The sequence below is a fragment of the Pseudoalteromonas denitrificans DSM 6059 genome (assembly GCF_900112265.1).
GTDB lineage: Bacteria > Pseudomonadota > Gammaproteobacteria > Enterobacterales > Alteromonadaceae > Pseudoalteromonas > Pseudoalteromonas denitrificans.
Genome location: NZ_FOLO01000075.1, coordinates 15,446 through 20,550 on the forward strand (window position 1 = coordinate 15,446; position 5,105 = coordinate 20,550).

Genomic DNA, 5,105 nt, shown 5'->3' on the forward strand with positions numbered 1-5,105 from the left:
TCCACCTGTACCTGCTGGTTCACTGCCGTAAAGGCAGCTTAGAAAATTAACCGATGTCATTGCACAAATTGCAGACGGTTCACTGCCGTACAGGCTGCTTAAAAAAGATCACTTATTTAACTAACATTAGCTTATAAATTCGCTTTTTAGTATTACTAAAATTTATGTTGGCGGTGTAAACTATTAAAATATAACAAAAGTTTTGTCATAAGGGTGTAAACCATGTTTTCAATAGAGTCATGTTCGCTTCCAGATAATGCATTACTGAATCGCTACCATCAAAATGGGGCATACACAGATTGTTTCTGTACTGATATGCCTCATATGGTAACGCATTCACAATATGTACATGCCTTTTACACCACATCCGTTTTTAAGCTAGAGCGGTCAATTTTGAAGTGGGTAGTATCTAAACCCTCATCTGATGCGCAAGTTGCTCTGTTAGCCAAAGGGGAGACCGATATATTTGCTGCTTGGAGCGTTGAAAATCGATGTGATAATCAGTTGTTATTGTGTGATTACCAAAAGCGCACACGATCATGGTTGATGATTAAACACGTTAAAAGTGAGCGCGGTATTCAAACACGATTGTATTTTGGGTCTGCAGTTGTTCCTATAAAAAATAATAAAACAGGTCGCTCTTCGTTTGGTCTTGGTTTTCATATTCTATCTTGGTTCCATAAAATATACTCTGTTGTATTATTACGTTCTGCCAAATCAAGTCTTATAAGATAGAGTGCTTAGGAAGGGTCGAAAAACGATATAACAAACACCTAAGTCAAAAAATACTGTTAACTGAGTTTCGTTTTTTAATCATTTAGCTTAATTTATTATTAAGTTAGGTTCTGTTTTTAGCTTTTAGATAGCTTCTAAAGGCGTATTATTTTTTAAAGGAAAATTATGATTTATTCAACCACAGAGTCAATTCCAGGTAAGGAAATCACAGAAATAGTAGGTGTTGTTACAGGTAACGTCGTTCAAGCAAAGCATATTGGACGCGATATTATGGCAAGTTTAAAAGGTATTGTTGGTGGTGAAATTCGCGGCTATACGGAAATGTTAACCGATGCTAGAAATATCGCCGTTCAGCGCCTAGTTGAAAATGCGCATGAAAAGGGAGCTGATGCTGTTGTAGGTATTCGCTTTACGACAAGCGCAATTATGGATGGCTCATCTGAAATAATGGTTTTTGGAACTGCTGTTAAATTAAAAGCATCATAGACATTAGAAGCGCGTCACAAAATGTGCGCTTCAATTTATCGTTAACTTTGTGAGTCATTCTGACAAGTCAGAGGTGTTAATTTAATGTAAACTCTTTTCTTTGTGTGTGTTTTTGTATAAGGTACTAAAGTTTATATAATAACCAACAAAAAAGGAACAGTTATGAAACCAAAATTAAACAAGGTAAAACTTAAAAATCTTACACAAGATAAAAAAACATTGCCAGCAGATATGACACCTATGGTTGCTGGTGGTGGTTTATGGGATACCAAGGTAGGCTGTGTGCCGACTTATAAAATATGTATTAGTCATAATCAATGGTGCGGCCCTACAGGTGTTTGTTAAGTTTACTTAATTTTGTTAAATGAAACTAAATTAAAGCGCTATATGCGCTTTTTATCTTTTATATACTTAATAAAATTTAAAAAATAAATTATGTCAGCTAAAAGTAGTTTAATAATCTATGGGCTAAAAGGTAATGCTGTGATAGCTAACCTCTATTTAAGTTGAGCTTCCAGCTCACACAATACAAGAAAGCCTCGGGTTTCATCTCACTTTAAATGACAGTGGTATCAGTGAGGAAGAGGGCGTTGCGCTATCAGGAAATGTTATTAGCGAACTTAAACAGGAACAATATTTTCATTTTTACCTGCTGGTAGTGAGTTATCAAATCAATAAGCACCAAGTCTGTAGACAATTGTTTTATTTATAAATACCTAAACTTAGTTATATCGCATTATTTTTCTTGCTGTTAAGGAATTGTTTCTATTAAATATTAGATATGTTTAATGAGAAATAACTTAGTAACAGGGTTAAGCTTGAAAAAATCATCAATAATATTATGCTCGATTGCCCTTGTTATAGGGTTATTTTTTATAACCTTATATGACAAAAAAAATGAAATAAATAATGTGACTGATTTAGTCTCTTATTTTTACAGTGAAGCTGTTTTTGATATTCGTATTGCCAAAACTGTCACGTTAAATGAAAACTATAATGGCTATGTTAATTATACTATTGAATACTCTGGTTCAGATAAAGTTAAGGTTGAAATTGAAAATCAAATAACAGGTATTACAGCTATTATTGAAAAAGATGTCATATTGATAACGGCTGAAAATAATATTGATTTTGCGACAGCTAAATTAAACATCATCTTGTCAGCGGGTCACTTAAATAAGATAAAAACGCTCAATATTATAAATCCTCACTTAGAATTACATCACAATTTAACAAAAAAAGCCGATAAAAATACACTGAACAATTTAACCTTCTCTGAGCAAGGAGAGGTTCATGGTGTTATTAGTTACGACAGGCTAAATTTTGAGATGTTTAGCATCAATAATAAACCGCATTATAAGTTTAACCCTAACAAACCTCAGCCTCAGGCGTGCCGTAATATTGTGATTGAATTGATCAATAGCAATGGTGTGATCGTTGACACGACGATTACAAATGAAAATGGTGAATACAAATTTGAGCTGTTTGATGTTGATTTAAATGATAAATATCAGATAAAAGTGAATGCGCATATTTCATATGTTCAAGGTTTAAATATTATGGTTAAAAACCAAGCCACAGCAGATAACCTCAAAGCACAAGAAATTTATAGTTATCGTTCAGAAGTTTTTGATTTATATTACACCGGATCTTTAGATATTCACTTAACAACAGGTTGGAACCACAATGTTCAGAGCTTTGATATTGATACCAGTTTTGCGCAGCCTTTTGCCATTTTAGATACCATATATAAAAGTGTAGAGTTTTTATTAGAGCAAAACATTCCTTTTTATAATAATTACCCGCCTTTAGTGATTAATTGGTCTCAACAAGACAATGTGGCAAGCAATGCAGTTGCTAATGCTTTTTATCAAAGCGGTAGGTATGACCGTATCTTTATCAGTGGACGAAGTGTAATAGATGAGAATAATAAGCCTTTAGCAAACATATCAGAATGGAATGAGCATACGATTATTCACGAGTTTGGTCATTATTTTTTAAAGCGTTTTGTAGGCCGAGATGACTCTCAAGGTGGTGCGCATAGGGCTCTAGATGTTGGAACTTTAGAATTAGCCTTATCTGAAGGTTTTGCCACTGCATTAGCTAAGGTCACACTCAATAATTGGATAGATAAAAGAGTTGCATCAAAAATTGGCTCAAAGCGCATAGCCCGAGATACGATGCGTTGCAGTATTCAAAATGAAGTTGATATAAATGGTGCACCTGTTTATCAATTTTCTCCTTATTCAGAAACGACCATAACGCGGTTTTTATTAGCACTTATTGACCCAAGAGCAAACTGTAGTAAACAAACAACGCAATTTGTTGATGAAATTGGCATGACAGGTTTATATCACGCGTTACAAAATGCAGCGACAAGTGAGGCGTTAATGAGTATTTATAGTGTGGCAGCGCAATTAAAAACACTTTACCCCTACCATACAGCTGCAATAGATTATTTAGGCAATGAATTATCTTTAGAATTAAATGATGCATGGGGAAGTGAACAAGGGGTTATTACGGCTTTGACCATATATCCTGAAGATGCCCCTTTACCCGATATTACTTATTCACCGCCATTTGTGATGATGGATATAGGCGATACAGCTGAAATTTCATTTAACGGTGGTATTAAATCATTATCACAAAAAAGGCCTGGCACAATTCGAAATATTCGATTTTTTGCTCAGCAAGATGACTCAGTCATCATAAAAGTATTTAATACGCAGGATGAAAATGGTGATGTTCATCGTTATCAATTTGATGTAGTGGGCAATGGTCGTTCAACAAAACTTTCTGAACATGATGCTGAATTAGGGTTTAGTTATATAAGATTAGGTTTTAATAAGTCTCAAGAGTATGTGATCAGAGTTTTTGGTGAGCGATATACAGATCAAAGCTTTAATATTAATGACACCATAAGCACACAGGTGAGTATTGAATATATCAACTGATGTGAATTACATTTACAATATTATTAATAACGACATAACTAAATAGGTACCTGATTGTTAACATTTAAAGCCGATATTTTTAATGGCATAACAATAAACGCATTGTCATTACCACTGAGCCATAGCGATGTAAAATTGTCATTAGAAAATTTAATTTCCCATGCTAAAAGTGACAATAAACGTCTTATTTGGTTAACACTACCTATAGATCAAAGTGATGTTATACCCCAGGCAATACAATTGGGCTTTGTATTTCACAATTGTTCGGAGCAAGAGGTCACACTTATTTTAAGGTTGGTAGCCGACGCTTACGCGCCTTTTGTGCCGACGCATTCAATAGGTGCGGGCGCTTTGGTGATTAATGATGACAATCAAGTACTTGTTATTAGAGAAAGGCTGGCAACAGGTAAGGGGTATAAATTACCTGGTGGGCATATTGAGTTAGGTGAAAATATTCATGAAGCTGTGGCGCGAGAAGTTTTTGAAGAAACAGGTATTAAAGCCTGTTTTAAAGAGTTAGTAGGTTTTGCAAGTAAACACCCATATCAGTTTGGTAAATCTAATATTTATTTTATTTGCCGTTTAGTGCCTTTAACACATCAAATTGAAATTCAAGATACCCATGAAATAGCCGATGCACGTTGGGTCGATTTAGAGTGCTATATATCAGATGAGAATAATAGTGAATTTAACCGCGAACTGGTGAATAAACTTAGAAATGTTCAAGGTTTAGTGAATGTTGAGCTTGATTTTAATCAAGGGCAAAACGGTAAAAAAGAAATATTTTTTGCACAACATGAATGAGCAAAAGTTTTTTGATAAAACCATTAGCCTAAAGGCCAATCTACAGGTTATCAATTCATACAAGGGTTTGTAGATGAGGTTCCGCTTTGTAAAGTTTATTAATAAAAACCATTAGCCTAAAGGCCA

The 5,105-nt window shown here is 34.4% G+C and carries 5 protein-coding genes; all 5 read left to right on the forward strand.

The window, feature by feature from the left end:
• The first annotated feature begins 222 nt into the window (after positions 1–222).
• Complete coding sequence (locus BM088_RS24755) at positions 223–735, forward strand: hypothetical protein (RefSeq protein ID WP_218156558.1); 513 nt, start codon at positions 223–225, stop codon at positions 733–735.
• 165 nt (positions 736–900) lie between these two features.
• Complete coding sequence (locus tag BM088_RS24760; protein WP_091991242.1) at positions 901–1,221, forward strand: heavy metal-binding domain-containing protein; 321 nt, start codon at positions 901–903, stop codon at positions 1,219–1,221.
• 162 nt (positions 1,222–1,383) lie between these two features.
• Complete coding sequence (locus BM088_RS24765; RefSeq protein ID WP_091991244.1) at positions 1,384–1,566, forward strand: hypothetical protein; 183 nt, start codon at positions 1,384–1,386, stop codon at positions 1,564–1,566.
• A 473-nt stretch (positions 1,567–2,039) separates the two neighbouring features.
• Positions 2,040–4,175, forward strand: coding sequence for a hypothetical protein (locus BM088_RS24770; protein WP_143085158.1), 2,136 nt, complete (start codon positions 2,040–2,042; stop codon positions 4,173–4,175).
• 54 nt (positions 4,176–4,229) lie between these two features.
• Positions 4,230–4,979 (forward strand): NUDIX hydrolase, encoded by a 750-nt coding sequence (locus BM088_RS24775; RefSeq protein ID WP_091991250.1) that lies wholly within the window; start codon positions 4,230–4,232, stop codon positions 4,977–4,979.
• The last annotated feature ends 126 nt before the right edge of the window (positions 4,980–5,105 follow it).

Coding starts and splice junctions, on each gene's coding strand:
- BM088_RS24755 (WP_218156558.1), top strand. CDS start 223: ATGTTTTCAATAGAGTCATGTTCGCTTCCAGATAATGCATTACTGAAT.
- BM088_RS24760 (WP_091991242.1), top strand. CDS start 901: ATGATTTATTCAACCACAGAGTCAATTCCAGGTAAGGAAATCACAGAA.
- BM088_RS24765 (WP_091991244.1), top strand. CDS start 1,384: ATGAAACCAAAATTAAACAAGGTAAAACTTAAAAATCTTACACAAGAT.